The sequence below is a fragment of the Streptomyces sp. NPDC040622 genome (assembly GCF_055593965.1).
On the sequence record NZ_JBVIXD010000007.1, the window covers coordinates 1 to 26233 of the forward strand.

Genomic DNA, 26233 nt, shown 5'->3' on the forward strand with positions numbered 1-26233 from the left:
CCCTCTCGGGCTTTCCTCCGGGCGCTTCCCTTCGGTGTTTCTTTTGTTCTTGCGTTTCCGACTCTATCAGACTCTTTCGTGTCCGATTTCCTCGGCGCCTTTCCGGTTCCCGCTCCAGCCTTGCGGCTTTTCGCGTTTCCCTTTCCGGCGGCTCCGACTTTATCAGGTCTCATTCGACTCTCTGACCACGGTGACCGCAGACATGCGGAACCAAAGCCAGGGATAGGATCTGACGTGAAGGTTGCCGCCGAGACCGGACGCTTACCGCGTCCCACGGCCTCAGGCAGGAGTCCGACTGTACATCCGGGGTCGGGCAGGCGCAAATCGTTTGTGCACTGTCTCTACGTCCGCCAACCGGGACCTCTCATGCGGAACCGGGACTTCTTATGACTTACCCTTCTGAACAGTGCGTCGTCCAGGACAGGTAGCGACGGCGGCTACGAATCTCCACCCCCTGGGAGGCTTGCCATGACCAGTGTTTCGTCCCCGCTTGCAGGACGCGCCATCGGGCTCTCTGCGGTACCTGATCCCGTGTTCTCCGGCGCGATGGTCGGGCCTGGCACGGCTATCGATCCCGCGCGCGAGCCCTCCGAGGCCGTCTCTCCCGTGGACGGCATCGTCGTCTCTCTCCACCCCCACGCCTTCGTAGTGGTGGACGATCAGGGCCACGGCGTTCTGACGCACCTCGGCATCGACACCGTTCAGCTCAACGGCGAGGGCTTCGAGCTCCTCGTCAACAAGGGTGACACCGTGCAGCGCGGCCAGGCCGTGGTCCGCTGGAACCCGGCAGCCGTCGAGGCCGCCGGCAAGTCCCCGGTGTGCCCCATCGTGGCACTCGAGGCCACCGCCGAGTCCCTCTCCGATCTCGTCGAGGACGGCGACGTGAAGGCCGGCGACGCGCTCTTCAGCTGGCAGTGACGGCATCGCCGTCACGGACGGCAGGCACGACAACCACCGCGACGGCTGGGCCCGTCGCACTATCGGAGACGGGTGAAATGGAGACAACGCTGCGAGGCGTCGGTGTGAGCCACGGTGTGGCGATCGGCGAGGTTCGGCACATGGGTACGGCGGTCCTGGAGCCGCCGGCCAAGCAGATTCCCACGGAGGAGGCAGAGCGCGAACAGGGGCGCGCCCGCCAGGCCGTGGAGGCTGTGGCCGCCGACCTGAATGCGCGCGGCAATCTGGCCGGTGGCGAGGCGCAGGCGGTGCTCGAGGCACAGGCCATGATCGCCCAGGACCCGGAGCTCATGGCCGACGTCGACCGCCGCATCACCGTCGGCAGCACGGCCGAGCGCGCGGTCTACGACGCGTTCTCCCACTACCGCGAACTGCTGGCCGGTGCCGGTGAGTACATGGCCGGTCGTGTGGCGGACCTCGACGACGTGCGCAACCGCATCGTCGCGCGCCTGCTGGGTGTTCCGATGCCGGGTGTCCCGGACAGCGACCAGCCCTACGTCCTGATCGCGCGGGACCTCGCGCCCGCGGACACCGCGCTGCTCGACCCGGCGCTGGTACTCGGCTTCGTCACCGAAGAGGGCGGCCCCACGAGCCACAGCGCGATCCTCGCGCGGGCGCTCGGTGTGCCGGCCATCGTCGCGATGCCGGGCGCCGGCGAGCTCGCCGAGGGCACGGTCGTCGCCGTGGACGGCAGCACCGGTGAGATCTTCGTGGATCCGAGCGCGGAGAAGCGGCAGCAGCTCGAGGCCGCCGCTGCCGAACGGAAGGCCGCGCTGGCCGCGTCGACCGGTCCCGGCGCGACGTCCGACGGGCACAAGGTGCCGCTGCTCGCCAACGTGGGCGGTCCCGCCGACGTGCCGGCAGCCGTGGAGGCCGGGGCCGAGGGCGTCGGACTGTTCCGTACCGAGTTCCTCTTCCTGGACGACAGCACCAAGGCACCGACCGAGGAGAAGCAGGTCGAGGCGTACCGCAAGGTGCTCGAGGCCTTCCCCGAGGGCCGTGTCGTCGTGCGCGTGCTGGATGCCGGCGCGGACAAGCCGCTGGACTTCCTGACGCCGGCCGACGAGCCGAACCCGGCGCTCGGCGTGCGCGGCCTGCGGTCGCTGCTCGACCACCCCGAGGTGCTGCGGACGCAGCTGACCGCGCTGGCCAAGGCCTCCGAGGGACTGCCCGTCTACCTTGAGGTCATGGCCCCGATGGTGGCGGACCGCGCCGACGCCAAGGCGTTCGCGGACGCGTGCCGTGCGGCCGGGCTGCAGGCGAAGTTCGGCGCGATGGTCGAGATCCCGTCGGCCGCGCTGCGGGCGCGCTCGATCCTTCAGGAGGTCGAGTTCCTGTCGCTGGGCACCAACGACCTGGCGCAGTACGCCTTCGCCGCCGACCGGCAGGTGGGTGCGGTGTCCCGGCTCCAGGACCCGTGGCAGCCCGCGCTGCTCGACCTGGTCTCGCTGTCCGCCGAGGCGGCCAGGGCCGAGGGCAAGAGCTGTGGTGTGTGTGGCGAGGCCGCTTCCGACCCCCTGCTCGCCTGTGTGTTGACCGGTCTGGGTGTCACCTCTCTGTCGATGGGTGCGGCGTCCATTCCTTACGTGCGCGCGACGCTCGGCAAGTACACGCTGGCGCAGTGCGAGCGTGCCGCGTCGGCGGCTCGTGCCGCCGACAGCGCCGACGAGGCTCGCAAGGCCGCGCAGGCGGTGCTCTCCGGCGAGTAGGTTCGCCGGAGTCAGCAGAGCTGTCCTTCAGGGGCGCCCCACGACCGGTGGGGCGCCCCTGAGGCGTTCAGTGGGTGTGCCCCCCTTCGGGATCGTCGTCGTCGAGGTCGGGCGCCGCGCAGTAGTCGACGCCGGATTCCGGGGAGACGAGCTCGCCGGAGATGGCGTCGGTGCAGTACGCGTCGAAGACCTCGGCCGCGGTGAGGGGCTGGAGGCGTCCGTCGTTCATGCGCCAGCCGTGGACGCGGTCGCGGGTGCCGTCGGCGCCGGCGCGCAGCACCATGCCGCAGGCCCGGTGGGTGGCGATGCCGACCGCGAGGACCGTGGTGAATTCCAGGGCCTCGGTGTCGTCGAGGTGGGCGCGTCCGTCGGCGTCGATCTCGACGCGCAGTGCGGCGAGGAGGGTCTCGGGGTCGCAGGGCACGCTGCACACCAGGTGCCGGGTGCCGGGGTCCGTGGTGTCGAGGGCTCGGGAGATCAGTGCAGAGGCTCGGGTGAACGCGGCGCGTCCGATGTCTTCGCCGCAGGTCGCGCAGGTGCCGGCGCGGGCGAGCACCAGCGTCGCGTACTCCCAGGTGGCGCGGCGGACCGCCTCGTCGACGAGCTCGGGGACGAGGTCGGCGAGGGGCTGGCCCTCGTAGGGCAGGGTGGGGCCGCCCGATGCCAGTTCGGCGGTGAAGCGGGTGCGGCTGGCCGGGGCGTCCGGGTCCAGGCCGGTGTCCGCGCAGTACTCCTCGTACTCCTCGGGGTCGAAGAGCGCGACCGTCGTGTGCCGGCCTTGCGAGGCGAGGGTTCTGAGCAGGCCTTCGACCTGCTGGAGATAGGTCTCGTGGTCGTCGAAGGTGAAGGTGCGGTAGCGGCGCATCGCCGCGAAGTCTTCCTCGTCGGCCAGCAGGCCGATGGTGCCGGCGACTTCGCGGCGCAGTGCGCGTCGCATGGTGTCGGGTCGGATGTGCGCCATGATTCCCCCTGCATTCGGTCGATCAATGCTCACTCACAGTAACGAGAGGCACTGACAACGGCCGCTGAGCTGCGGGAAGGCGCGGTCGTCAGGCGCGCTTGCGGGCCAGGTCCGCGTAGAAGTCGAGGAGTTCGAGGCGGTCGACCGAGCCCGGATTGACCGCCTTGTCCAGAGGTGTGCCTTGCAGGAGGCGCTTGACGGGCACCTCGATGCGCTTGCCGGTGAGGGTGTGCGGGATGCCGGGGACCTCGATGACCTCGTCGGGGACGTGGCGCGGGGAGAGCTGCTCGCGGATCGTTTGCTTGAGGCGGTCGCGCAGGGCGTCGTCGAGCGTCGCGCCCTCGGCGAGGTGGACGAAGAGCGGCATCCAGTAGCCGCCGTCGGGCTGTTCGACGCCGATGACGAGGGACTCCCGGATCTCCGGCAGGCGTTCGACGGCTTCGTAGATGTCGGCCGACCCCATGCGGACGCCCTGGCGGTTGAGCGTGGAGTCGGAGCGCCCGTGGATGACCACCGAGCCGCGTGCGGTGAGGGTGATCCAGTCGCCGTGCCGCCAGACGCCGGGGTAGGTGTCGAAGTAGCTGTCGTGGTAGCGGGTGCCGTCCGGGTCGTTCCAGAAGTGGATGGGCATGGACGGCATGGGGTTGGTGACGACCAGTTCGCCGACCTCGTCGATGAGCGGTTTGCCCTGGGGGTCCCAGGACTGCAGGTCCGTGCCGAGGCAGGGGGCCTGCAGCTCCCCGATGTGGACGGGAAGGGTGGGGACGGCGCCGGCGAAGCAGGAGCAGACGTCCGTGCCCCCGCTGACCGAGGCGATCCACAGGCCGCCCGGGGTGTCGGCGAACTCGTCGTGCAGCCAGCGGAAGCCGTCGGGGGGAAGCGGGGAGCCGGTCGTGGCGACGCACGTGATGCGGGAGAGGTCGTAGTCGCGGGCGGGATGGACGTCGGCCTTGCGGCACGCCATGACGTATGCGGCGGAGGTGCCGTAGAGGGTGGCTCGGGTGCGTTCGGCGATGCGCCACTGGGCGCCGGTGTCGGGGTAGCCGGGGCTGCCGTCGTACAGGACGATCGTGGTGCCCGTCAGCAGGCCGGAGACGAGGAAGTTCCACATCATCCAGCCGGTCGAGGTGTACCAGAAGAAGCGGTCGTCGGGGCCGAGGTCGCAGTGCAGGCCGAGCTGCTTGAGGTGTTCGACGAGGATGCCGCCCTGGGACTGGACGATGGCCTTGGGCAGGCCGGTGGTGCCGGAGGAGTAGAGCACCCACAGGGGGTGGTCGAAGGGCACGGGCTCGAAGGTGGGGGCCACGTCGGCGGAGGTGAGGGCCGACCATTCCAGGGCGCCTTCGGGAGCGTCGGTGCCGAGGAGCGGGATGTGGACGACCGCGCGGAGGCCGGGCAGTTCGGCACGGAGCTCGGCGACGGTGTCGCGCCGGTCGTGCTCCTTGCCCCCGTAGCGGTAGCCGTCGACGGTGAACAGGACGACCGGTTCGACCTGCTGGAAGCGGTCCAGGACGCTGCGGGCGCCGAAGTCGGGGGCGCAGGAGGTCCAGACGGCGCCGACGGCCGCGCTGGCCAGGAGGGCGACGACGGCCTGCGGGATGTTCGGGAGGTAGCCGCTGACGCGGTCTCCTGGGCGTACGCCCAGGTTGCGCAGTTCGGCGGTCAGGGAGCCCACTTGGCGGCGCAGCTCGGCCCAGGTGACGGGCTGCGGGTCGTGGCTCTCGTCGACGTGGAGGAGGGCGGGGGTGTCCGCGCGTGTGGGGTCCTCGGCGGCGCGCAGTGCGTGCTCGGCGTAGTTGAGGGTCGCTCCGGGGAACCATGCGGCGCCCGGCATCGAGCGGTCGGCCAGTACGCGCGTGCCGGGGGTGGTGAAGCGGACGTCGAACCAGTCGGTGACGGCCTGCCAGAACGTCTCGAGCTCGGTCACCGACCAGCGGTGCAGCGCTTCGTAGCCGCCGTCCGCCGGGGCGTCGTAGTGCTCGGCCGCCCAGGCCTGGAAACGGGTGACCTGTGCGCCGGCGATCCTCTCCGGGCTCGGCTGCCAGAGCGGCGCGGGGTTCGCTGAGGACGACATGGGGCGGCTCCCGGACTGTACGCGTCGTATGCGTGGAGTGCGCACGTGCTGGGTGTGCGCGTGAACACGGCTGAAAGGGACGATGCCACGTGATCGACTTCCGCACCAGGGTGTTCCTCACACAGCGGGTCCCGTCGACATGTGCCGTCACCCCAGGTGAACGGCAGTTGAACGCGGCCCACACGCGGCTTCTTCGGTGGCAGGGTGAGCAGCATGAACGGTCGTGACCTGGTGCGTTCGGTGAAGGCGGTCGGCATGGTCGGCACGGCGCAGGGGGTGCGCACGGTGCGCTCCTCGTGGCGCAGATGGCGGGCGGACGCGACGGGGCTGGCGCCGCGGGGCACGGAGCGTGCCCGGGTGCCGGGTGCGGTGACGGGGGTGGAGCCGGAGCCGGGCGGCGGTGTGGTGCGGTTCGCGCGCTCCGCGCTGCGGGTGCGGGTGACGGCCGGCGGAGCGGTCTTCCTCGGCTGGGACGGGGCGGAGCCCGAGCCCTCCTGCGCGGTGTCGTGCCGGAGCCCCGAGCCGGATCCGCGGGCCGTCCTCGAGCCCGACAAGGAGGGCGGCTGGCGGGTCGTGTCCGAGCGGACGACGATCGTCGTCTCGCGGCACGGCGCCGTCGAACTGCGCACGCCCGGTGGTGTGATGCTGCGGCGCGATCTCCCGCCGCGCTGGTGGGAGTCTGCCGAGGGGGGCGCGGCGCGCTGGGTGCAGCGGTCGGAGGTGGCGGCGGACGCGCGGTTCTTCGGGCTGGGCGGGCGGTCCGGCGGGCCGCGGCTGCGGAACGGCACGTACCGGCTGTGGAACACCGATCCGGGTGGTTCCTTCGGGCCGCACGACGATCCGCTCTACATCACGATGCCGGTGCAGATGGTGGTGGCGGACGCCGCCACGCATCTGGTCTTCCACGACAACACGTGGGAGGGCGAGGTGTCGGTGCACGAGGGCGAGGAGGGGGCCGGGTCCGGGCACGACCGGGCCGGTTCGTGCGAGCTGCGGATGGACGGCGGGCCGCTGCGGTACTGGGTGATCGTCGGTACTCCCGCGCGCGTGCTGCATGCCTGGGCGTCCCTCACGGGTCCCCCGGCGCTGCCGCCCGCGTGGGCACTCGGGCACCATCACGCGCGGTGGGGCTTCGGCAGCGAGCAGGAGGTGCGGCGGATCGTCGCGGGCTATCAGGAGCGCGGGCTGCCGTTGGACGCCGTCCATCTGGACATCGACCACTACGACGCGCACCAGGTGTTCACCGTCGACAAGGAGCGCTTCCCCAAACTTCCGCAGTTCGCGGACGAGTTGCGCAGGGACGGCATCCGGCTCGTGTCGATCGTCGATCCGGGGGTCAGGTCGGAGCCGGGCGTCGAGGTGTACGACAGCGGGGTGGCGGCCGACGCCTTTGTGCGGGACGCGGCGGGGCGGCCGGTGCGCGGTGTCGTGTGGCCCGGCGAGGCGGTGTACCCGGATTTCACCGACCCGCGCGTGCGGGAGTGGTGGGGCACGCACTACGAGGAGCGCCTCGACCAGGGGTTCGCGGGGTTCTGGCACGACATGAACGAGCCAGTGTCGTTCGCCGCGTTCGGCGAGGCGACGCTCCCCCGGTCGGCGCGGCACTCCTTGGAAGGGCGTGGCGGTGACCACCGGGAGGCGCACAACGTGTACGGCCTGGGGATGGCCCGTGCCGGGTACGAGGCGTTGCGCGCGCTGCACCCCGAGGAGCGGCCCTTCCTGTTCTCACGTTCGGGGTGGGCGGGGATGCAGCGCTACGGAGGGACGTGGTCCGGCGATGTGTCCACGGGCTGGCCGGGGCTGCGGGCCTCGCTGTCGCTGGTGCTGGGGCTCGGGTTGTGCGGGGTGCCGTACTCGGGCCCGGATGTGGGCGGGTTCGACGGCAGTCCCTCGCCCGAGCTGTATCTGCGGTGGTTCCAGCTCGGGGCGTATCTCCCGCTGTTCCGTACGCACGCGGCGATCGAGGCGGGGCGGCGCGAGCCGTGGGAGTTCGGTGACGACGTGCTCGGGCACGCGCGCGAGGTGCTCGTCGAGCGGAGGAGGCTGCTGCCGTATTTCGTGACGCTCGCCCATCTCGCGCGGCGGACCGGTGCTCCCTATGTGCGGCCGGTGTGGTGGGGCAATCCCGAGGACCGGGCGCTGCGGGACTGCGGGGACGCGTTTCTGCTCGGGGACTCCCTGCTGGTGGCGCCGGTCCTGGAGAGCGGTGCCGTGCGGCGGACGGTGCGGCTGCCGCCGGGGCGCTGGTACGACACGGTGACCGGCACGGCGTACGAAGGACCGGGGAAGGTCTTGGTGGAGGCTCCGCTGTCGCGCGTCCCGGTGCTGGCGCGCGCGGGCGCCGTGCTGCCCGTGCGGGGCCGTGACGGTGCCCTCGAACTGGAGGCGTGGGCGCCCGCCGAGGGGCGTACGGGAGGCGGCCTCGTGGTCCCCGACGCGGGGGACGGGTGGGCGGAGGCCGAGCTCGAGCGGTTCACGACGCGGTGGAGCGAGGGGCGCGTGGTCGTGGAGCGGGACGGGGGCGAGGGGGGCGGGGACGGCCCCGCACCGGGGCGTCCGGTGCGGGTGCGGGGACTCGGCGGGTGAGAGGCGCCGGCGGGCGCGTGGAGGGCGGCGGTGGCCGCGTGCGGGGCAGTGGTGGCCCCGGAGGATCAGAGGTGGCCGCTCGGGATCAGTAGCGGCCCTCGAACCATGCGTGTGCCGCCAGCGTGTGCAGCGGGAAGGCGAGTTCGTCCGGGCGGCGCAGCAGGTGCCGGCCTTCGGTCTCGTCGGTCGGCGCGGAGGCCGGCAGGTCGGCGGCGGGGCGTTCCGGGAGGAGCCCGAAGAGCAGCAGGTAGCCGTCGGGTGCGCTCATGGCGTCGGCCAGGCGGACGTCGCGGCTCTCCGCGCCGATGCCGGTCTCTTCCTTGAGTTCGCGCACGACCGCGTCGCGCCAGTCCTCCCGGTCGTCGATGAACCCGCCGGGCAGGGCGATTCCCCCGCGCGCGGGAGCGATGGTGCGGGTGATGACGACCAGGCCGGTGCCCTGTGTGTCGTACACCGGCTGGAGGGCGACCGCCACGGGCAGCGGATTGCGGTAGGCCACGGCGCCGCAGGCGGCGCAGGTGCGGGGCCAGCCCGACGGCTGGTCTGCGTAGGGCGCTCCGCAGCTCGAACAGTGGGAGCCCGGAGGGGTGTTGGTGGGGTGTGGGGATGGGGACACGCGCGGACTGTATCCGATCCACGACGCGTCGGTCTTTCGCGGGTGGCGGTGGTCCTGATAGACGCAGGGGGCATGACAGGACTTCTCCCCGCCCTGCGGAAGCTCGCCCTCGGCACCGCCGCTCTGCTGGCCGTGACCGCCGTCCCCTTCACCGCGCACGCGACCGCCCAGGCGCGGGCCGAGCCGAAGGCTCCCGAGGAGTTCGTCGCCCTGCGCGACGTCGACCCGACGATCATCCAGGAGATGCGGTACTTCACGCCGCACAACTTCGTGGGCGAGCCCGTCGACGGCTACAAGAAGCCGATGTGCATCCTTACGGAGCCCGCGGCCAAGGCCCTGCACAAGGCGCAGCGCTCTCTCCTGCGCAAGGGTTACTCGCTGAAGGTGTACGACTGCTACCGCCCGCAACGGGCGGTGAACCACTTCGTGCGCTGGGCCGAGAATCCGGCCGACGAGCGCATGAAGGCGGAGTTCTATCCCCAGGTCGACAAGTCGCGGCTGTTCGAGGACGGCTACATCGCGGAGAAGTCCGGGCACAGCAGGGGCTCGACGGTGGATCTGACGGTGGTGCGGCTGCCGACCCTGCCGACCCGGCCGTACGTACCCGGAGAGCCGCTCACGCCGTGCTTCGGGCCGAAGAGCGGGCGCTTCCCCGACAACTCCGTGGACATGGGGACGGGTTTCGACTGCTTCGACACGCTGGCGCACACGGACGACCCGCGGATCAAGGGCAAGCAGCGGGCCAACCGGGATCTGCTGCGCGACGTGCTCTCCAAGCAGGGGTTCGCCAATCTCCCCGAGGAGTGGTGGCACTTCACGCACAAGCCGGAGCTGTTCCCGGACACCTACTTCGACTTCCCCGTCTCCCGAAAGTCGCTGCACGGGAAGTAGCCGGGGTCGCGACCCCGGCCGTCGCCCCGGGAGTCATCCCTCCGCACGAGAGGGGGTCGTCCGGGACCACCCCCGTCGATCCCGGACAACCTCCTCCGATACTCGGACGCGAGAGAGGCCCGTCCGGTTCAGTGCACCTCGATATTTCTGCCCGCCCGACGCCCCCTGACGAAATCCGGTTGCCCGTGGCACACTTCTGACGTTCCGTCAGATCCAGTCCTGGAGGAGCTTTGCCGCGCACGCGCACACCCGTAGTGGCCAACTGGTTCGCCGGGGAGGGGGACGACTTCCGCCTTCTGGGCACACGCTGCTCGGCGTGCTCCTGCGTCTTCTTCCCGCGCGAGGACGGCTTCTGCCGCAACCCCGGGTGCGGGGGCGGGGAGCTCGCCGAGGTGCCGCTGTCCCGGCGCGGGCGCGTGTGGTCGTACACCGACGGGCGCTACCGGCCGCCGGCACCCTACGTATCGGATCCGGAACTTCCCTGGCAGCCCTACGCGTTGATCGCGGTGGAACTGGAGGCGGAGCGCATGGTGGTGCTCGGACAGGCGGTGCCCGGGATCACCGTGGCCGATCTGGAGGTCGGCATGGAGGTGGAGGCCGTCCCGGGGGTGCTGAACGAGGACGACACGACGACGTGGACGACATGGCACTGGCGGCCGGTGGGGGTGGGCGCATGAGCGGCGAGGTGGCGGTGCTCGGTGCGGGCATGCACCCCTGGGGCAAGTGGGGTCGCGGATTCGTCGAGTACGGGGTGGCGGCGGCCCGCACGGCGCTCGCGGACGCCGGGGTCGACTGGCGGGACGTGGGCTCGATCGTCGGGGCGGACACCGTGCGCGGCGGCTATCCCGGGTACGTGGCCGGGGCGACGTTCGCCAAGGCGCTCGGCTGGCAGGGAGCGCGGGTCGCGAGCGTGTACGCGGCGTGCGCGTCCGGCGCCCAGGCCATCGCCGCGGCGCGTACGCAGATCCTCGCGGGCATGGCCGACGTGGTCCTGGTCGTCGGCGCCGACGCGGCCCCCAAGGGATTCTTCCGGCCCGCCGGCGGGGACCGGCCCGATGACCCCGACTGGCTGCGCTTCCGCGTCCTCGGAGCCACCAACCCCGCCTACTTCGGGCTCTACGCGCGGCGCCGGATGGCCGTGCACGGCGACACCCTGGAGGACTTCGCCCAGGTCAAGGTGAAGAACGCGGCAGCGGGCGCGCTCAACGCGAACGCGCGCTACCGCAAGGCCGTCACCGCCGAGGAGGTCGCCGCGTCCGCCGTCGTGGCCGACCCGCTGCGGCTGCTCGACATCTGTGCCACCTCTGACGGGGCCGCGGCCCTGGTGCTCTGCAGCATGGAGTTCGCGCGGCGGCACGGAGCGGCGGACCCGGTGCGCATCCGCGCGGTGTCCACGGTGACGCCGACCTATCCGAGGACGGTCCTCGACCTGCCGGACATCGCCACGGACTCGGCGGCCGTCGTCGAGCCGGCCGACGGGACGTTCCGCGCGTCCATCGCGCGGGCGGCGTACGAAGAAGCGGGCATAGGCCCGGAGGACATATCGCTTGCGGAGGTCTACGACCTGTCGACCGCGCTGGAACTGCAGTGGTACGAGGACCTGGGGCTCTGCGGCGAGGGCGAGGGCGCCAAGCTGCTGCGCGACGGGGCGACGGCGCCGGGCGGGCGCGTACCCGTGAACACCAGCGGCGGTCTCGCTTCCTTCGGGGAAGCCGTTCCCGCGCAGGCCATCGCCCAAGTGTGCGAAGTCACCTGGCAGTTGAGAGGTGCGGCAGGGGCGCGGCAGATCGAGGGGGCGCGGGTGGGGATCACCGCGAACCAGGGCCTGTTCGGGCACGGGTCCTCGGTCGTCGCGGTGCGCTGACCCCCTCGCGCGGACCGGCCCCGACCGACGGCGGCGGGGTGCGGGGGCGGTCCCCCGGGGCGCGCGGCGGGCGCTGCGAAGGAAGCTGTCACACCGGTTAACCGGTGCGGTCGGCGACCTTGACGCTCCATCACCATCGGTGAACACTTCCGGGTGTCAGTCGGCGTCGCCGCACCTCGGCCCCCGGCGCCCAGAGCCTCTGTGCGCACGAAGGGCCGCGTGAAGGGCCTGGTCAACGGGTCATCCCCCAGGGCGATACGACTGCCACGGCACGCTCGTCATGGCCGCCGGGCGGGGCGCGGGAGACTCCCTGCCTCCGGCTGCATCGGCCGGGCGCATCCAGGCAGTAGTCGAGGAACGCACCCTGCACGGAGTACCGGGGCGGACCGCCCCGGGCGAGGGCCTAGGAGCCGCCATGTACTCGAATGGGGACATCTTCGTCGGTGAGGTCATCGGCACCGCGATTCTGATTCTGCTCGGCGCCGGCGTGTGCGCCGCGGTCGTGCTGAGCCATTCCAAGGCGAAGGCCTCCGGATGGGTCGTCATCGCCTTCGGCTGGGGCTTCGGCGTGCTCGCCGGCGCCTACACCGCGGGGCCGCTCTCCGGCGGCCATCTCAACCCCGCCGTCACGCTCGGCATCGCCATCGACACCGGCAAGTGGGACAAGGTCTGGCTCTATCTGCTCGGACAGATGGTCGGCGCGATGCTCGGCGCCGTCCTCGCGTACCTCGTGTATCTCGCGCAGTTCAACGCCAACGTCACGCGGGGCGCGAAGGGCGACGCGGAGGGCGTGCACCAGCCGACGCCGACACTCGGCATCTTCTCCACCATCCCGGAGATCCGGAACCCGGTCGCCAACATGATCACCGAGGTCATCGCGACCGTCGCGCTGGTGCTGCCGATCCTCGCCTTCGGCCTGACCGAAGGGCTCGGCGAGTCCGGCACGCAGACGCTGATCGTGGCCTTCCTGGTCGTCGGCATCGGCCTCTCCCTGGGCGGCCCCACGGGGTACGCCATCAACCCGGCGCGCGACCTCGGTCCGCGCATCGTGCACACCTTCCTGCCGATCCCCAACAAGGGCACGTCCGACTGGAGCTACGCCTGGATTCCGGTGGCCGGACCGCTCATCGGCGGAGCCCTCGCGGGCCTCATCTACAACGCAGCCTTCTGAGTCTTCTCATCAAGGGGTAGCCATGCCGGACAGCTCCGAGAAATTCGTCGCCGCCATCGACCAGGGCACTACGTCGAGCCGCTGCATCATCTTCGACCAGGACGGCGCGATCGTCGCCGTGGACCAGCGCGAGCACCGCCAGATCTTTCCCAAGCCCGGCTGGGTGGAGCACGACGCCACCGAGATCTGGTCGAAGGTGCAGGCGGTGGTCGCGGGGGCGATCGCCAAGGCCGGGCTCCGCGCCGACCAGCTGAGCGCGCTCGGCATCACCAACCAGCGCGAGACCACGGTGCTGTGGGACCGCGCCACCGGCAAGCCCGTGCACAACGCGATCGTCTGGCAGGACACCCGCACCGCGGCGCTCTGCAACGACCTGGGCGGGAGCGACGGCCAGGACCGCTTCCGCGAGCAGACCGGACTGCCGCTCGCGAGCTACTTCTCCGGCCCCAAGGCCGCCTGGCTGCTCGACAACGTGCCCGGGCTCCGAGCCCGCGCCGAACGGGGCGAGATAGCCTTCGGCACCATCGACTCCTGGCTCATCTGGAACCTCACGGGCGGCACCGACGGCGGCAAGCACGTCACCGACGTCACCAACGCGGGCCGCACCATGCTGATGAACCTGGAGACGCTCCAGTGGGACCGGTCGATCCTGTCGGCGATGAACGTCCCCGAGGCGGTCCTGCCCGAGATCAGGTCGTCGGCCGAGGTGTACGGGACGGCCGTGGGCCAGCTCTCCGGAGTACCCGTCGCCTCCGCGCTCGGCGACCAACAGGCGGCCGTGTTCGGGCAGGCCTGCTACGACACGGGGACGGCCAAAAACACGTACGGAACGGGCAGTTTCCTGCTGCTCAACACCGGCAACCGGCCCGTCCCCTCCAAGAACGGACTGCTCACGACGGTGGGCTACAAGATCGGCTCCGAGGCCCCCGTCTACTGCCTGGAGGGGTCCATCGCGATCACCGGAGCCCTGGTGCAGTGGTTCCGCGACCAGTTGGGCATCATCCGCTCGGCCGACGAGATCGAGCCGCTCGCGGCGAGCGTGGACGACAACGGCGGGGCGTACATCGTGCCGGCGTTCTCCGGCCTCTACGCACCGTACTGGCGCTCCGACGCGCGCGGGGTCGTCACCGGCCTCACCCGGTACGTCACCAAGGCCCACCTGGCGCGCGCGGTGCTGGAGGCGACCAGTTGGCAGACGCGTGAGGTCGTGGACGCCATGTACCAGGACTCCGTAGTGCGGATCACCACCCTGAAGGTGGACGGCGGCATGACCAAGAACAACCTGCTGATGCAGCACCAGGCGGACGTCCTGGGCGTGCCGGTGATCCGTCCGAAGGTCTCCGAGACCACCTGTCTGGGCGCGGCGTACGCGGCCGGCCTCGCGACCGGTGTGTGGAACGACCTCGACGAGCTCAAGGCGCACTGGCAGCAGGACGTGGAGTGGACACCGCGGATGGACGCCGCGTCGCGGGACCGGGAGTTCCACAACTGGCACAAGGCGGTGGAGCGGAGCTTCGGCTGGCTGGAGGACGGCGAAGGCTGAGCCGGGCAGGACTGCGGCCCGTACCCCGGTCGGCGGGGGTACGGGCCGCTGCGGGTGCTCCCGGCTACGTCGTGGCGGGCTGCCTGGCCGCCGCGGCCGCCTCCATCGCGTGCTCGACGACGTCGATGAGGACCTCCTTGACCGACTCGCGATCGCGCGCGTCGCACATCACGACCGGTACTCCGGAGTCGAGGTCCAGCGCCTGGCGTACGGCGTCGGCGGGGTAACGGGACGATCCTTCGAAGCAGTTGACGCCGACGACGAAGGGTATGGAGCGCCGCTCGAAGTAGTCGACGGCGGCGAAGCAGTCCTCCAGGCGGCGTGTGTCGGCGAGGACGACGGCGCCGAGCGCTCCGGTGGCCAGCTCGTCCCAGAGGAACCAGAAGCGGTCCTGGCCCGGCGTGCCGAAGAGGTACAGGACCAGGTCCTCGCGGAGCGTGATGCGGCCGAAGTCCATGGCGACCGTGGTGGTGTGCTTGCCCGCGACGCCGCGCGTGTCGTCGACGGGGCGGCCGGCCTCGCTGAGGGTCTCCTCGGTGCGCAGCGGTTTGATCTCGCTGACCGCGCCGACCAGGGTCGTCTTGCCGACGCCGAAGCCGCCCGCCACGAGGATCTTCAGCGTGACCGGCTCGACGGGGGCCTTGTCGCGCTCAGAACGCCTGAAGATCATCGCTCACTTCTCCTGGATCAGTGGTGTCGCGCGGGGCCGGTCCGTATCCGCCGCCGCCGGGGGTTTCGATCACGAGTACGTCGCCGGGGCCGAGGTCCGCCGAGTCGCTGCCGCCGAGCTCCACGACGGTGCCGTCCGCGCGCTCCACGCGGTTGGCGCCGAGCGCGCCGGGGGCGCCGCCCGCCATGCCGTACGGGGCGACCTTGCGGTGCTGCGAGAGCGTGGAGACCGTCATCGGCTCCCGGAAGCGGATGCGGCGCACGGCTCCGTCCCCGCCGCGCCACCGCCCGGCGCCGCCGCTCCCCCGCCGCACGGCGAACTCCTCAAGGAGGACGGGCAGCCGCCACTCCAGGACCTCGGGGTCGGTGAGCCGCGAGTTGGTCATGTGGGTCTGCACGACGGGCGCACCGTCGAATCCGTCCCCCGCCCCGGATCCGGAGGCCACCGTCTCGTAGTACTGGTGGTGGTCGTTGCCGAAGGTGACGTTGTTCATCGTGCCGGAGCCCTCGGCCTGCACGCCCAGGGCGGCGTAGAGGGCGCCCGTGATGGCCTGGGAGGTCTCCACGTTCCCGGCGACGACGGCGGCCGGCGGCTCGGGGGCGAGCAGCGAGCCCGGGGGCACGATGATCCGCAAGGGGCGCAGGCAGCCGTCGTTGAGCGGGATGTCGTCGTCGACGAGGGTGCGGAAGACGTACAGGACGGCTGCGTTGACCACCGCGAAGGGGGCGTTGAAGTTCGTGGCGAGCTGGGCCGACGTGCCGCTGAAGTCGATGGTCGCCGAGCGCTCCTCGCGGTCCACGGTGACGCGGACGTGGATCGTGGCCCCGGAGTCCGTCCGATAGGCGAACTCGCCCTCTTCAAGGACGTCGATGACCCGGCGTACGGATTCTTCGGCGTTGTCCTGGACGTGTTTCATGTACGCCTGGACGACGTCGAGGCCGAAGTCCTCGATCATCCGGGTGACTTCGTCGACGCCCTTCTGGTTGGCGGCGATCTGGGCACGCAGGTCGGCGAGGTTGGTGTCCGGGTTGCGTGAGGGGTGGGGGGCGTCGGTGAGCAGGCCGCGGGTCTCGGCCTCCCGGAAACGGCCCTCTTCTACGAGAAGCCAGTTGTCGAAGAGGATGCCCTCCTCGTCGATGGTGCGGCTGTCGGCCGGCATCGAGCCGGGGGCGATGCCGCCGATCTCGGCGTGGTGGCCGCGCGAGGCGACGTGGAAGAGGATCCGCTCCCCCGAAGTGCCGTGCTCCCCCGGCCTGTCGAAGACCGGCGTGATGACCGTGACGTCGGGGAGGTGGGTGCCACCGTGGTAGGGGTCGTTGACCGCGTAGGTGTCGCCCGGGCGCATGCCGCTGCCGCGGCGCTCGATGACCTCCTTCACGCTGGTGCCCATCGACCCCAGGTGGACGGGGATGTGCGGGGCGTTGGCGACGAGGTTGCCCTCGGGGTCGAAGAGCGCGCAGGAGAAGTCGAGCCGCTCCTTGATGTTCACCGACTGGGACGTGGACTCCAGGCGGGCGCCCATCTGTTCGGCGATGGACATGAAGAGGTTGTTGAACACTTCGAGGAGGACGGGGTCGGCGGCGGTGCTCGCGGTGGAACTCTCCGGCTCCGCGACGCGTTCCATGACCAGGTGTCCCGCGTCGGTCGTCGCCGCCCGCCAGCCGTCGTCGACGACCGTAGTGGCACCCGGCTCGGTGATGATCGCCGGTCCGGCGACGGTTTCGCCGGGCGGCAGCTCCTCGCGGCGCAGCAGGAGTACGTCGCGCCAGGTGCCGCCGGTGTGGAGGCGGACCTGCTGCGGGGTGCCCGGTGTCGCCGCGTGCGCGAGGGCACGGAGGTCGGGCGGATCGGTGACTCCGGTGGCCTCCACGGAGAGGGCTTCGACGACGACGGGACGGTCCAGGGTGAAGGAGTACGTGGCGCGGTGGCGCTCCTCGAAGTCCCGGGTCATGGCGTCGGGGTCGGTGAGCTCCACGGTCAGGGCGGTGTCCGTGCCGTCGTAGCGGAGTTGGGCGCGGCGCGCGACGCGGACGCGGTCGGCCGGCACGTCCTCGGCGAGGAGTTCGTCGCGGGCGGCGCTCTCCAGGTCGTCGGCGGTCTTCAGGACGTGCGGCATCGACGACGGCTCCAGCGCCGTCTCCACGGACTGCTCGCGCATCGCCGTGGTGTCGGCGAGCCCGATGCCGAGGGCGGAGAGCACCCCCGCCATCGGTGGTACGAGGACGGTGCGGATGCCGAGCGAGTCGGCGACCATGCAGGCGTGCTGGCCGCCCGCGCCGCCGAACGTGGTGAGGGCGTAGCGGGTGACGTCGTGGCCCTTCTGGACCGAGATGCGCTTCACGGCGCCCGCGATGTTGGCCACCGCGATCCGCAGATAGCCCTCGGCCACCTGCTCGGGCGTGCGGTCGTCGCCGGTCGCCGCGCGGATCTCCGCGGCGAGGGCCGCGAAGCGGTCGTGGACCAGCCCGCCGTCCAGGGGCTGGTTCCCGTCCGGGCCGAACACCCTGGGGAAGTGGCCGGGCTGGACGCGGCCCAGGGCGATGTTGGCGTCGGTGACGGTGAGCGGTCCGCCGCCGCGGTAGCTCGCCGGTCCGGGGTCGGCGCCCGCCGAGTCGGGCCCCACGCGGTAGCGGCTGCCGTCGAAGTGGAGCACGGACCCGCCGCCGGCGGCGACGGTGTGGATGTCGAGCATGGGGGCGCGCAGCCGTACCCCGGCGATCTGTGTGGTGAAGACCCGTTCGTACGCGCCTGCGTAGTGCGAGACGTCCGTCGAGGTGCCGCCCATGTCGAAGCCGATGACACGGTCGAAGCCGGCCAGCCGCGACATCCGGGCCATGCCCACGATGCCGCCCGCGGGCCCGGAGAGGATGGCGTCCTTGCCGCGGAACTGGCCCGCCTCGGCTAGACCGCCGTTCGACTGCATGAACATCAGCCGCACGCCGTCGAGTTCGTCGGCGACCTGCTGCACATAGCGCCGCAGGACCGGTGACAAGTAGGCGTCGACGACCGCGGTGTCGCCGCGCGGGACGAGCTTCATGAGAGGGCTGACCTCGCTGGAGAGCGAGACCTGCGGGAAGCCGGTACGGACGGCGAGGTCGCCGACGGCCTGTTCGTGGGCGGGGTGGAGGTGGCTGTGCATGCAGACCACCGCCACGGAGCGGATCCCGTCGTCGTACGCCTCCCGCAGCGGACCCGCGAGGCCGTCCAGGTCGGGTGCGCGTCGCACGTCGCCGTCGGCGGTGACGCGCTCGTCGACCTCGATGACCCGGGCGTAGAGGAGTTCGGGCAGGACGATCTCGCGGGCGAAGATCCGCGGGCGGTTCTGGTAGGCGATGCGCAGGGCGTCGCGGAAGCCGCGGGTGATGACGAGGGCGGTGGGCTCGCCCTTGCGCTCCAGGAGGGCGTTGGTGGCGACGGTGGTGCCCATGCGGACGGCGTCGACGGACGCGGCGGCGGGATCGCCCGGCACCGCCCCGTCGAGGAGTTCTCGGATGCCCGCGACCGCCGCGTCGCGGTAGCGGCCCGGGTTGTCGGAGAGCAGTTTGTGCGTGCGCAGGCCGCCGTCCGGGTCCCGCGCGACGATGTCGGTGAAGGTGCCGCCCCTGTCGACCCAGAACTGCCAGCCAGTCACGTTCTCACTCCCGCTTCCGCGCTGCTCAGAGCGCCCGGAGGCCGCTGATCACGTCGCGCAGAATACTCTCGTCCGGCAGTTCGGCGGGCGGTACCGGACGCGTGACGTGCACCAGTTCGTCGTCGACGAGATCGCCGATGAGGACGCGCACCACGCCGATGGGCAGGTCGAGTTCGGCCGCGAGCTCGGCCACCGACTGGGGCGTGTCGCGGCAGAGCTCGACGATGTCCACGTGCTCCGGTGACAGCGTCTGGTCGGCCTCCGGGACGTCCCACGCGTGGGCCTCCGCGATGACGACCGCGATGAGGTCGAGGCGGTGCTGCCCGGGGCTCGTGGTGCGGCCGCGCGTCATGGCGTACGGGCGCACCACGGGACCGGCGTCGTCGTCGAACCAGCGGGGTGACTCTTGCACTCCCGCTAATTTCCGCGTGGCCTCTGTCGTTCTCTGCTTCCCTCGACCGTCGTGATTCATGACCTCCCACTACCCCCCGGCGGGCAGATCCGTGCGCGGAGCCGTCCCCAGATGCACACCCACCCGCTTGACCAGCAGCGTCATTTCGTAGGCGACCAGGCCGACGTCGGAGTCCGCGTCCGCGAGCACGGCGAGACAGCTGCCGTCGCCCGCGGCCGTGACGAAGAGGAACGCGTCGTCCAGCTCGACCACGGTCTGGCGGACCCTGCCCGCCTCGAAGTGCCGTCCGACGCCCTTGGCGAGGCTGTGGAACCCGGAGGCGACGGCAGCCAGGTGCTCGCTGTCCTCTCTGGTCAGGTTCTTGGACACGCCGGTCGGCAGGCCGTCTCCGGAGAGCACGAGCGCTTTGCGGATGCTGGCGACGCGCTGCACCAGGTCGTCGAGGAGCCAGTTCAGCTCTCCCCGCCCCCCGGTCGTGGTGGTGCGTGCGTCGGCATTCGGTGCGGTCATCGACCGTCCCCCTCGGATGTGGTTCCTGGTGCTGTGCCGTTCGTGGCGTCGTCGCCCGCGGCGTTCTCGTCGCGGCCGCGCTGCCAGCCCCGCTGGAGCGAGGCCATGCGGCTGCGTACCTCTTCGGCGTCCCGCTCCTCCGGCCGGGTCGCGGCACGGTCGGAACGGCGGTCGGGTCCGTCCTTCAACTGCCGGGCGAGGCTGGCCTGCCGGACACGGCGGGGCAGTCCGCCCTGAGCGGTCGTGGTGGTGCCGGGGTCCGCGGCGGGGGCGGGGCCGGGCGTCCCTGCCGGGCGCGGGCCGGCTCCGGTCCGGGGGGCGCGGTCCTCGTGGGCGCGGTCCTGCGCGGAGCGGTCCTGCGCGGAGCGGTCCTGCGCGGAGCGGTCCTGGATGGCCGTGCGGCGGCCGCGGCGGGGCAGGTCGGACGGCGTGTCGTCGACGGCCGTGACGTCCCGGTGCGGCGGGGACAGGTCGGGCCAGGCAGGCTGCGACCGCGGGCGCCTCGGGGTGTCGTCCTCGGCGGCCGGTTCGATGGGCCGGTCGTCGGGGAAACGGCTGTCCTGGGAGCGGCCTTCGGGGAAACGGCTGTCCTGCGGCCTGGTGTGCGTGACCGGGCGGCCGTGCGAGCGGACCAGCTTGGGGGTCCTGCGGCGCGGCAGCGGAACGGGCCCTTCCGCGTGCTCGCCCTCGGTGTCCTCGTCGAGGTGGGCGGGCGTGGACTCGGCGCGGGCCGGCTCGGCGCGCACCGGCTCGCGGTCGTCCCGGGCCTGCTGGTGCTGTTCGCCGGGGGTGCCCGCCACCCGGCGACGCGGCCGGAAGAGGCCGCCGCGCTCGCTGTCCTCGTCGTCCAGGGCGCCGGGGAAGGTGTCGAGGTCCGCCAGGCCGACGGGTGCCTCCAGTTCGACGGGGCCGTCGAGGAGCGAGGCGGGCAGGCCGGGCAGTTGGACGGGGACCTGGGAGAGTGCCGCCGCGCGGTCGGCCGGCTGGTCGGTGCGCTGCGCGACCTCCTTGCTCTGCCCCCGGTCGAGCCGGAAGCCGCCGGTGTCGGGCACGTCGTCGGTGAGCAGCGACTCGGGGATGAAGACGACCGCGGTCGTGCCGCCGTACGGGGACGGCTGCAGGGAGACGCGCACGCGCTGGCGCTGCGCGAGCCTGCTGACCACGAAGAGGCCGAGCCGGTCGGTGTCGGACAGTTCGAACTCGGGGGTCTCCGCGAGCCGCAGGTTGGCGTCCAGGAGCGCGTCGGATGCCATGCCGAGGCCCCGGTCGTGGATCTCCAGGGTGAAGCCGTTGGCGACGTGCTCGCCGAGGACCTGCACCGCGGTGTGCGGCGGCGAGAACACCGTGGCGTTCTCCAGGAGTTCCGCCATGAGGTGCGTGAGGTCGGCGACCGCGGGGCCGGTGACGGCGATGCGGGGCAGGCGGCGGACCTCGATGCGCTCGTAGTCCTCGACCTCGGCGACGGCGGCGCGCACGACGTCCATGAGCTGGACGGGCTTGCGCCACTGGCGGGACGGGGCGGCGCCGGAGAGGATCACGAGGCCCTCGGCGTGCCGTCGCATGCGGGTGGTCAGGTGGTCGAGGCGGAAGAGGTCGGCGAGCTCGTCGGTGTCCTCGGTCCTGCGCTCCATGGTGTCCAGGAGGGTGAGCTGCTTGTGCAGCAGGACCTGACTGCGGCGGGCGAGGTTGACGAAGACCTCGGAGACGCCGCGGCGCAGGTCGGCCTGTTTGACGGTGGCCTCGACGGCGGCGCGCTGCAGGGTGTTGAGGGCCTGCCCGACCTGCCCGATCTCGTCCTTGCCGTAGGTCAGCCGGGGCGCCTCGGTCTCCACGTCGACCTGCTCGCCGGCCGCGAGACGGCGCAGCACGCCCGGCAGCCGGACGCCGGAGGCCTCGTGGGCGTCGAGGCGCAGCCGGCGCAGGTCCCTGACCAGGCTGCGTCCGATGCGCACGGACAGGAAGAGCGAGACCAGCAGCGCGAGGAGGCCGAGCACACCGGCCGCGATGACGCGCACGATGACGCCGACGGCCGCCGGTTCGACGCGGTCCTGGAAACGGTCCGTCGCCTCGTTGTTGCTCTCGGAGAGCTGCTTGAGGACCCGCCCCGCCGCCTGGTCCCAGTGGGCGGCCGTCATCGCGCGGGGCGTACCCGCACCCGACGCGATGATGTCGTTCTCCGCCTTGCGCAGCTGGGTGGTCTCGGCGCCGTTCCAGTACCGCTCGTACCGGCCGCGGTCCTCCTCGGGAAGCTGTGCGAAGTTCACTTCGAAGAGGAGCGTGCGCTGGGCGCGGAGCTCGGTGGCCTGCTGGATCTCGGACTTGGTGAGCCGTCCCGCGACGAGCGCGGAGCCGATCAACGCGTCTTCCCGGGCGAGCAGTTCACGGGCGCGGGTGGCGCCGACGAGCGCCCGGCCCTGCTGGTCGTACTGCACGTCGTCGAGGCCGGAGAAGCCGTTGAGGGTGCTGAGGAGGTTGAAGTAGGGGTCGATCAGTTTGGTGTACATCTTCAGGGCGCCGACCCGGCTGACCGTGCCCTCTTCGACGCTCCTGCGCAGCGGCTCGATGCCGTTGAACGCCTCGACGAGCTCGTCGAGGCCCCTGCGCGAGTCCTCGTTGACGCTCTCGCGGACGTCCTTGTCCTCGGCGTTCGCCCGGATCTTGGCGATCATCCCGTCGGTCGCGGTACGACTGCGGCGCAGTGCGGCGAGGGCGTCCGACGCGCGCGGGTCGGCGAGGTAGACGAGGGTCTGGCGGCGCTCCTGCTGAATGACGCGCGCCGTGTCCTCGACCGGATAGGCGAGCTTGTCGACGACGTTGACCGTGTCGATGAGGCTCAGCGCCTGACGCCCGGTGACAACCGTGGCGAAGGCCCAGATGGCGGTGAGGGAGAGCAGCGGCACGAGCAAGAGCGCCACGATCTTCCGGCGGATGGACTTCCCGCGAAAGCGCATGGCCTCCCCCAGATCGGCCCCCTGAGGCCGTTGCACGGGCCAGGGGCACACATGTGCGTCAACAAACGGCGCGAGCCTACTACTGACTCACGGGCAACTCGAAGGCGCATCCGAACGCTTTTCAGCCGTGACGCGAAAGGGACGTCCCCAGTTGTCCCTCCATTACGGGAGATTGCGTCCCAGCATGCGGCACCTGCCACCCGGCCCCATCCGCCGTACCCCGTACGCCAGTTGGCCTGATTTCTTCGCTCCACGGAACCGGAACGGGAATCTTTCGGATCTCTCGTTCGTCCAACAGGGAGAGCGCCACGGAACAAGGGCACGCCGCCGGACAGGCGGCGTAAAGCGCAGTAAAAAGGGCAGCCACTGGTGAGTCGACCCAGGGGGTGTCCGATGGAACGGCCGCAAGGCATCGGGGGGAGTGACGACATGATGGGCACGGCACAGCGCCACCAGGCGTCCGGGAGTGGCACCACCGGCACGGCGCAGGCGCACGGCGAGGTACCGCAAGCGCGCGGCGAGGCACGGCAGGGGTCGCGCGACGTGTCGCGGGAGCGGTCCGGCCGACGGGAGGAGAGCCCTCGGGAGCACCGGCCACGCACGCGTGAAGCGCGGGAGGGCGACGCGACGGTGGAACGGCCGCCGCTGTGGGTCGAGGAGCCCGCCCGCCGACGGCGACTGCCCGATCCGGTGCGCACGTCCGCGGTGCGGGCGGTGATCATAGTGGCGGTCACCCTCGTGCAGGCGATGGTCGCCGTGCTCGCCGCCCTTGCGGGGTCCTGGCTCTCCTTCCCCATGGTGCTGAGCAGCGTGGCCAGCACGGTCGTGGCGACTTGGGGCGTGCTCGACGTATGGGTGACGCGCCAGGTCTGGAACCAGCGGCACGGAGTGGTGTCGATGCCGAGCAGTACGGCCCGCCGGCTGCGGCGCGAGCGGCGCCGGGCCCGTCGTCAGACACGGGCCACGACACGCGGCAAGGAGCGCATAACAAGGCACGGCGGGTCCGGTCAGCTGTCGCACCCCTGAGCGGAGACGACGAGCGGGCGACACCTCGCCCAGGGCGCCGTTCGGGTCCTTCAGACCCCGGCGGGCCGCGTCGCGCGTTCTGCGGCCCCGGCCGCGGCGAGCGCCCTGCGCGCCTTCATGAACGGCCGGGCGCGGTCGACCGCGAGGACCGCCGTCGTGCGGCCGGCGCGCTCGTACACGGCGAGGAAGCCGCCCTCGCCCGGGGTGTCCGCCGACCCCTCGGCGATGCGCACGCTGTCGCCGTCGCCCCGGCGTCCGGCGAACTGCACGCGGGATCCGTACTGGTCCGACCAGAAGTACGGCAGGGGACGCGCCGCCTCGACGGTGTGCCCCGCGAGCAGGTTCCTGACGGCGATACGGGGTTGCTCCGTCGCGCTGGTCCAGTGCTCCGCGCGGATTCCGCCCACCCTGGCGACATCGCCCACCGCGACGACCTGGGGCAGCGTGGTGACGCAGCCGTCGTCGCACAGGACACCGTCGGCCACGGCGAGAGGGGAGCCGGTGAGCCAGCCCGTGCTGGGGGCCGCGCCGATGCCGACGACGACCACGTCGGCGGGCAGGATCCGGCCGTCCGACAGCTCCACCGCGGTGACGGCCCCCGCCGCACCTCCCCCGCTCTCGCCGTCCGCCCCCGGCGCGCCCCGCAGCGCCGTCACTCCGACTCCCGTCAGGAGGCGCGCACCGCCGCGCGCGTGCAGCCCCGCGCACACCGCCGCCATCTCCGGGCCGAGCTGGGCAGTCAGGGGCATCGGCGCGGCCTCGACGACCGTGACGTCATGGCCGAGCGCCACGCACGAGGACGCGGTCTCGGCGCCGACGAAGCCACCACCGATCACCACTGCGCGCCGGGGGCCGCGGGTGAGCGCGGCCCGCAGGGCGCGGGCGTCGTCCAGGGTGCGCAGGGTGTGCACCCCCGCGAGCCGGGGCCCGGGAAGGCGTCGGGCGGACGCCCCGGTGGCGATGACCACGCCGTCGCCCGCCAGGGTGCGCCCGTCGGCGAGGACGACCGTGCGGCCGCGCGCGTCGAGGGCGCTCGCCCCGGTGCCGAGGATCCACTCCGCGGCGAGCTCGGCCGTCTCCTCGTCGTCGGACAGGGCGAGTTGCTCCTCGTCCGCGCCGCCGGTGAGGAAGCCCTTGGACAGCGGCGGCCGGTCGTACGGCCCGTGCGGTTCGGCGCCGACGACGACCAGGCGGCCGTCGAAACCCTGGGCGCGCAGTTCCCGTGCCGCGTACAGGCCGGCGAGCGAGGCGCCCACCACGATGACCGTCCTCATGCCGCGGATCCCTCCTCGGCGGAGCTCTGGGCGACCAGCCCGTCGACGGCGAGGCGCACGTGGACGACGCCCTCCTGGACGCACACCTGATGGGTGCGCACGGGGCGGCGCGCGGGCAGGCAGGTGGGCAGGCCGGTGCGGAGATCGAATGACGCGGCGTGCAGCGGGCATTCGACCTGACAGCCCTCCAGCCATCCTTCCGACAGGGACGCGTCCTGGTGGCTGCACGTGTCGTCGATGGCGAAGAGCTCACCTTCGGCGTGGAACACCGCGACCGGCGGTGTGGTGTCGAGTCGGACGGACTCGCCCTCGGGGAGGTCTTCAAGGCGGCATACGGGAATCATGGGCCCCCCTCTTGGTGTGATTCGGCCCGGTCCTGGACCCTTGGAGGGCCAAGACCCTTCGGTAACATGATGTTTCGCATGGCGCACGAGGGAGCGCTATGCGCAACAGAATCCGGGTGGGGCGCCCATCGCGTCAAGGGCTTCCCGAAGACGCGGCTTCAACAGGCCGCCAGGTGGTGAGAGTTCAGATATGACGGGCGAGCGGAAACAGGCTGATCAGGAGAGGGCCCCCCGGGGCGAACCGCGCGACGGACCGCGGGAGAAACAGCCGAAGGGAGCCGCCGGATCCGTCCAGTCCGTGGACCGCGCGGTGAGCGTCCTGGAGATCCTCGCGCGGCTCGGCGAGGCCGGAGTCACCGAGATCGCCGACGAGTTGGCCGTCCACAAGTCGACGGCCTTCCGGCTCCTCGGCGTACTCGAGAACCGTGGCCTCGTCGGCCAGGCGAAGGACCGAGGGAAGTACTTCCTGGGTGCGGGCGTACTCCGCCTCGCGGGGGCGGCGGCAGTGCGCATGGACATCTCGCAGGAGGGCGGCCCGGTCTGCCGCGAACTCGCCGACGAGCTGGGCGAGACGGTCAACATCGCGGTCCTGGACGACGACGCCGCGGTCAACATCATGCAGGCCCGCGGCCCGGCTTCGGTGACCGCGCAGAACTGGCTGGGCCGGCGTACCCCGCTGCACGCCACATCCAGCGGAAAGGTGCTGCTCGCGCACCTGCCCACGACGTTGCGCGAGGGCCTGATGGCGCGCACCCTGCCCCGCCTGACCGACCACACGGTGACGGGCACGGTGGCGCTGCGCGGCGAGCTGGAGGCCGTCGTCGAGCAGGGCTTCGCCATCGCCGTCGAGGAGTTGGAGGTGGGCCTCGCCGCGGTCGCCGCGCCGGTGCGCGCGCACGACGGCAAGGTGATCGGGGCGCTCAGCGCGTCGGGGCCCGTCTACCGGGTGACCGAGGACCGGCTGACCGAGCTCGCCAAGCGCACGGTCGCCGCCTCCGTCGAGCTCTCCCGGCGGATGGGGTACGGCTTCTGAGGTTCCGCGG

General features: G+C 71.8%; 20 protein-coding genes. 10 read left to right on the plus strand and 10 right to left on the minus strand.

Annotated elements, in window-relative coordinates; genetic code table 11:
* The first annotated feature begins 468 nt into the window (after positions 1–468).
* The gene (locus tag ACZ592_RS20530) at positions 469–918 is read left to right on the plus strand and encodes a PTS sugar transporter subunit IIA (RefSeq protein WP_471583019.1); all 450 of its coding nucleotides are present in this window, start codon (positions 469–471) and stop codon (positions 916–918) included.
* Positions 919–995: 77 nt separating this feature from the next.
* Positions 996–2666 carry a phosphoenolpyruvate--protein phosphotransferase gene (ptsP, locus tag ACZ592_RS20535; protein ID WP_471583020.1) on the plus strand — a complete coding sequence of 557 codons (1671 nt, stop codon included), beginning with the start codon at positions 996–998 and terminating at the stop codon, positions 2664–2666.
* A 67-nt stretch (positions 2667–2733) separates the two neighbouring features.
* Here ptsP and ACZ592_RS20540 read toward each other — a convergent pair whose 3' ends face one another.
* Both ACZ592_RS20540 and ACZ592_RS20545 read right to left on the minus strand, forming a co-directional pair.
* On the minus strand, positions 2734–3627 hold the full coding sequence (locus ACZ592_RS20540) for a hypothetical protein (RefSeq protein ID WP_471583021.1): 894 nt from the start codon (positions 3625–3627) through the stop codon (positions 2734–2736).
* A gap of 88 nt (positions 3628–3715) precedes the next feature.
* A complete protein-coding gene (locus ACZ592_RS20545) occupies positions 3716–5701 on the minus strand; it encodes an acetoacetate--CoA ligase (RefSeq protein WP_471583022.1) in 1986 nt (661 codons plus the stop codon).
* Between the two features lie 213 nt (positions 5702–5914).
* On the opposite strand from ACZ592_RS20545, the gene ACZ592_RS20550 reads away from it, so the two are divergent.
* Positions 5915–8287: a glycoside hydrolase family 31 protein gene (locus ACZ592_RS20550; RefSeq protein ID WP_471583023.1), complete on the plus strand. Its 2373-nt coding sequence runs from the start codon at positions 5915–5917 to the stop codon at positions 8285–8287.
* Between the two features lie 85 nt (positions 8288–8372).
* Here the strand turns inward: ACZ592_RS20550 and ACZ592_RS20555 are convergent, their stop codons facing one another.
* Entirely contained in the window at positions 8373–8903 is a 531-nt protein-coding gene (locus ACZ592_RS20555) for an NUDIX domain-containing protein (protein ID WP_471583024.1), read from the minus strand.
* 72 nt (positions 8904–8975) lie between these two features.
* Between ACZ592_RS20555 and ACZ592_RS20560 the strand changes: the two genes are divergently transcribed.
* The 5 genes from ACZ592_RS20560 (at position 8976) to glpK (ending at position 14372) form a co-directional block, all read left to right on the plus strand.
* Complete coding sequence (locus ACZ592_RS20560; RefSeq protein WP_471583025.1) at positions 8976–9794, plus strand: M15 family metallopeptidase; 819 nt, start codon at positions 8976–8978, stop codon at positions 9792–9794.
* 230 nt (positions 9795–10024) lie between these two features.
* Entirely contained in the window at positions 10025–10471 is a 447-nt protein-coding gene (locus tag ACZ592_RS20565; protein ID WP_471583026.1) for a Zn-ribbon domain-containing OB-fold protein, read from the plus strand.
* Positions 10468–11658, plus strand: a complete 1191-nt coding sequence (locus ACZ592_RS20570; protein WP_471583027.1) for a lipid-transfer protein — start codon at positions 10468–10470, stop codon at positions 11656–11658. Before ACZ592_RS20565 ends, ACZ592_RS20570 begins: the two co-directional genes overlap by 4 nt.
* A gap of 415 nt (positions 11659–12073) precedes the next feature.
* Positions 12074–12829, plus strand: a complete 756-nt coding sequence (locus ACZ592_RS20575) for an MIP/aquaporin family protein (protein ID WP_471583028.1) — start codon at positions 12074–12076, stop codon at positions 12827–12829.
* A 22-nt stretch (positions 12830–12851) separates the two neighbouring features.
* Positions 12852–14372, plus strand: coding sequence for a glycerol kinase GlpK (glpK, locus tag ACZ592_RS20580; RefSeq protein ID WP_471583029.1), 1521 nt, complete (start codon positions 12852–12854; stop codon positions 14370–14372).
* Positions 14373–14436: 64 nt separating this feature from the next.
* On the opposite strand, the gene ACZ592_RS20585 is transcribed toward glpK, so the two are convergent.
* The 5 genes from ACZ592_RS20585 to ACZ592_RS20605 all read right to left on the minus strand — a co-directional run bounded on the left by ACZ592_RS20585 (position 14437) and on the right by ACZ592_RS20605 (position 22546).
* Positions 14437–15042, minus strand: coding sequence for a GTP-binding protein (locus tag ACZ592_RS20585; RefSeq protein WP_471583030.1), 606 nt, complete (start codon positions 15040–15042; stop codon positions 14437–14439).
* Entirely contained in the window at positions 15023–18673 is a 3651-nt protein-coding gene (locus ACZ592_RS20590) for a hydantoinase B/oxoprolinase family protein (RefSeq protein ID WP_471583031.1), read from the minus strand. The genes ACZ592_RS20585 and ACZ592_RS20590 overlap by 20 nt, the downstream gene beginning before the upstream one ends.
* A gap of 25 nt (positions 18674–18698) precedes the next feature.
* Complete coding sequence (locus ACZ592_RS20595) at positions 18699–19085, minus strand: DUF742 domain-containing protein (protein WP_471583032.1); 387 nt, start codon at positions 19083–19085, stop codon at positions 18699–18701.
* A gap of 69 nt (positions 19086–19154) precedes the next feature.
* Positions 19155–19595, minus strand: a complete 441-nt coding sequence (locus ACZ592_RS20600; protein ID WP_150165449.1) for a roadblock/LC7 domain-containing protein — start codon at positions 19593–19595, stop codon at positions 19155–19157.
* Positions 19592–22546, minus strand: a complete 2955-nt coding sequence (locus ACZ592_RS20605; RefSeq protein ID WP_471583033.1) for a sensor histidine kinase — start codon at positions 22544–22546, stop codon at positions 19592–19594. Before ACZ592_RS20605 ends, ACZ592_RS20600 begins: the two co-directional genes overlap by 4 nt.
* Before the next feature lie 393 nt (positions 22547–22939).
* On the opposite strand from ACZ592_RS20605, the gene ACZ592_RS20610 reads away from it, so the two are divergent.
* Positions 22940–23572, plus strand: coding sequence for a hypothetical protein (locus tag ACZ592_RS20610; RefSeq protein ID WP_471583034.1), 633 nt, complete (start codon positions 22940–22942; stop codon positions 23570–23572).
* Between the two features lie 50 nt (positions 23573–23622).
* On the opposite strand, the gene ACZ592_RS20615 is transcribed toward ACZ592_RS20610, so the two are convergent.
* Together ACZ592_RS20615 and ACZ592_RS20620 are read right to left on the minus strand one after the other, a co-directional pair.
* Positions 23623–24846 (minus strand): NAD(P)/FAD-dependent oxidoreductase, encoded by a 1224-nt coding sequence (locus ACZ592_RS20615; RefSeq protein ID WP_471583035.1) that lies wholly within the window; start codon positions 24844–24846, stop codon positions 23623–23625.
* Positions 24843–25190: a bifunctional 3-phenylpropionate/cinnamic acid dioxygenase ferredoxin subunit gene (locus tag ACZ592_RS20620; protein ID WP_471583036.1), complete on the minus strand. Its 348-nt coding sequence runs from the start codon at positions 25188–25190 to the stop codon at positions 24843–24845. The genes ACZ592_RS20615 and ACZ592_RS20620 overlap by 4 nt, the downstream gene beginning before the upstream one ends.
* A gap of 190 nt (positions 25191–25380) precedes the next feature.
* Between ACZ592_RS20620 and ACZ592_RS20625 the strand changes: the two genes are divergently transcribed.
* Positions 25381–26223: an IclR family transcriptional regulator gene (locus ACZ592_RS20625; protein ID WP_471583037.1), complete on the plus strand. Its 843-nt coding sequence runs from the start codon at positions 25381–25383 to the stop codon at positions 26221–26223.
* Positions 26224–26233: the final 10 nt, after the last annotated feature.

Coding starts and splice junctions, on each gene's coding strand:
- ACZ592_RS20530 (WP_471583019.1), top strand. CDS start 469: ATGACCAGTGTTTCGTCCCCGCTTGCAGGACGCGCCATCGGGCTCTCT.
- ptsP (WP_471583020.1), top strand. CDS start 996: ATGGAGACAACGCTGCGAGGCGTCGGTGTGAGCCACGGTGTGGCGATC.
- ACZ592_RS20540 (WP_471583021.1), bottom strand. CDS start 3,627: ATGGCGCACATCCGACCCGACACCATGCGACGCGCACTGCGCCGCGAA.
- ACZ592_RS20545 (WP_471583022.1), bottom strand. CDS start 5,701: ATGTCGTCCTCAGCGAACCCCGCGCCGCTCTGGCAGCCGAGCCCGGAG.
- ACZ592_RS20550 (WP_471583023.1), top strand. CDS start 5,915: ATGAACGGTCGTGACCTGGTGCGTTCGGTGAAGGCGGTCGGCATGGTC.
- ACZ592_RS20560 (WP_471583025.1), top strand. CDS start 8,976: ATGACAGGACTTCTCCCCGCCCTGCGGAAGCTCGCCCTCGGCACCGCC.
- ACZ592_RS20570 (WP_471583027.1), top strand. CDS start 10,468: ATGAGCGGCGAGGTGGCGGTGCTCGGTGCGGGCATGCACCCCTGGGGC.
- ACZ592_RS20575 (WP_471583028.1), top strand. CDS start 12,074: ATGTACTCGAATGGGGACATCTTCGTCGGTGAGGTCATCGGCACCGCG.
- glpK (WP_471583029.1), top strand. CDS start 12,852: ATGCCGGACAGCTCCGAGAAATTCGTCGCCGCCATCGACCAGGGCACT.
- ACZ592_RS20585 (WP_471583030.1), bottom strand. CDS start 15,042: ATGATCTTCAGGCGTTCTGAGCGCGACAAGGCCCCCGTCGAGCCGGTC.
- ACZ592_RS20600 (WP_150165449.1), bottom strand. CDS start 19,595: ATGACCGCACCGAATGCCGACGCACGCACCACCACGACCGGGGGGCGG.
- ACZ592_RS20605 (WP_471583033.1), bottom strand. CDS start 22,546: ATGCGCTTTCGCGGGAAGTCCATCCGCCGGAAGATCGTGGCGCTCTTG.
- ACZ592_RS20610 (WP_471583034.1), top strand. CDS start 22,940: ATGGAACGGCCGCAAGGCATCGGGGGGAGTGACGACATGATGGGCACG.
- ACZ592_RS20615 (WP_471583035.1), bottom strand. CDS start 24,846: ATGAGGACGGTCATCGTGGTGGGCGCCTCGCTCGCCGGCCTGTACGCG.
- ACZ592_RS20620 (WP_471583036.1), bottom strand. CDS start 25,190: ATGATTCCCGTATGCCGCCTTGAAGACCTCCCCGAGGGCGAGTCCGTC.
- ACZ592_RS20625 (WP_471583037.1), top strand. CDS start 25,381: ATGACGGGCGAGCGGAAACAGGCTGATCAGGAGAGGGCCCCCCGGGGC.